This window comes from Microbacterium enclense (assembly GCF_004022425.1).
Classification (GTDB): domain Bacteria; phylum Actinomycetota; class Actinomycetes; order Actinomycetales; family Microbacteriaceae; genus Microbacterium; species Microbacterium enclense_A.
The window spans coordinates 1-1802 of record NZ_RBZY01000130.1; the positions used below are offsets into that span (position 1 = coordinate 1).

A 1802-nucleotide genomic window follows, 5' to 3' on the forward strand; every position below is an offset into this window, starting at 1 on the left:
ACCTCACCGTTATAGAGTCATCGCACGGTAGTTGTTTTGCTGTGGCAGCTACCGACATGTGATTGCAGGACACTCTGGTGCAGGGATAAGGGCCGGTCGGATCTCCTCCGACCGGCCCTTCGTCCGTCTCCGCCCCCCCCCCGGCACGCCGAGGCGCGAGGATGGACCCGTGAAAGACGAGGATCTGACCGACCCCGACGGGCGCCTCGTGCTCGTCCGCCATGGCGAGACCGAGTGGAGCCGCACGGGGCGCCACACCGGACTCACCGACATCCCCCTCACCGAGACGGGCGCCTACAAGGCGGAGCTCGCGGGCACGCTCCTGGCGACCCGCCACTGGGACCTGGTCCTGACGAGCCCGCTGAAGCGCGCGGTCGAAACGGCCGCTCGCGCCGGGTATCCGCAGGCCGAGCTCGAACCCCGCCTCGTGGAGTGGGACTACGGCGCGTACGAAGGTCTCACGACGCCGGAGATCGACTCGCAACTCGGCCGCCCGTGGACGATCTGGCAGGGCGGCGCCCCCGCGGGCGCCACGCCCGGCGAGAGCGTGGAGCAGGTCACGGCGCGCGCCGAGTCGCTCCTCGAAGAGCTGCGCCCCCGCGTGCGCGCCGGCGAACAGGTGCTCGTGTTCTCGCACGCGCACTTCCTGCGCGCGCTCGCGGGCGTCTGGCTCGGCCTCACGGCCGCGGGTGGACGCTACTTCGTGCTCGGCACGTCGGCGGTCAGTGAACTCGGATTCGAGCACGGCTCCGAGGTCATCACGCAGTGGAACCACGTGCGCGGTCGCTGATGTCCGATGACAGCCGTCTTTGCGCGCTGCGCCGGACCCGAACCGCGGAATCTCGCGAGATCCCCGCGCGGCCTTCTGGTCTTTTCTGCCATGAACTCTGTCAGTAGTCGACGCGCGCACGTATCAACCGGCGCAACCGGTCGTCCGTACAGGCTTCGCTTTATTCAGCGTACCGTGTACCGTTGAGCCCATGTCGACTGCAACCGCTACGGCGACCGCCACTCACACAGCCGCGCTCGCACGTCTCGGGCACGCCCTGTCGGACTCGACGCGCACGGGCGTCCTCCTCGCTCTGCGAAAGGCTCCCGCCTACCCCTCAGACCTCGCCGACGCGCTTGGTGTCTCGCGCCAGGTGATGTCGAACCAACTCGCCTGCCTGCGCGGCTGCGGCCTCGTCGAAGCTGTGCCGGACGGTCGCCGCACCTGGTACCGGCTCGCAGATCCACACCTGGCCCCCGCCCTCGACGAGCTCCTGCGAGTCGTTCTTTACGTCGAGCCCGGCTGCTGCGCCGGAGAGAACTGCACGTGCGCATGACCACCACCGCTCCCGCACTGAACGATGACCGCAAGCACACCCTGCAGCGGCGCATCCGGTGGATCGTCACCGCGACCATCGCCTACAACCTCATCGAAGCCGTCGTCGCGATCACGGCCGGCACGGTCGCGTCGTCCGCGGCCCTCATCGGATTCGGGCTCGATTCCACAATCGAAGTGCTCTCCGCGGCCGCAGTCGCGTGGCAGTTCACCCGCCGCGACCCGGAACGCTGGGAGAAGGGCACCCTCCGCGTCATCGCGGTCGCGTTCTTCGCCCTCGCCGTCTACGTCACCACCACATCGATACTCGCCCTCGTCGGCCAGGTCGACGTCGAACACTCAACACTCGGCCTCGTCATCACCGCGCTCAGCGTGGTCATCATGCCGTTCCTCTCACTCGCCGAGCGACGAGCCGGCCGCGAGCTCGGATCGGCCACCGCCGTCGCGGACTCCAAGCAGACCCTCATCTGCACCTACC

The 1802-nt window shown here is 68.5% G+C and carries 3 protein-coding genes; all 3 read left to right on the top strand.

What is annotated here, in order from left to right; genetic code table 11:
* Positions 1–169: 169 nt before the first annotated feature.
* Positions 170–790, top strand: coding sequence for a histidine phosphatase family protein (locus tag D8Y23_RS16520; protein ID WP_128219101.1), 621 nt, complete (start codon positions 170–172; stop codon positions 788–790).
* Between the two features lie 190 nt (positions 791–980).
* Positions 981–1325, top strand: coding sequence for an ArsR/SmtB family transcription factor (locus tag D8Y23_RS16525; RefSeq protein WP_128219102.1), 345 nt, complete (start codon positions 981–983; stop codon positions 1323–1325).
* On the top strand, positions 1322–1802 hold a 481-nt coding region (locus D8Y23_RS16530), incomplete at its 3' end, for a cation transporter (protein ID WP_128219103.1). The genes D8Y23_RS16525 and D8Y23_RS16530, both read left to right, overlap by 4 nt.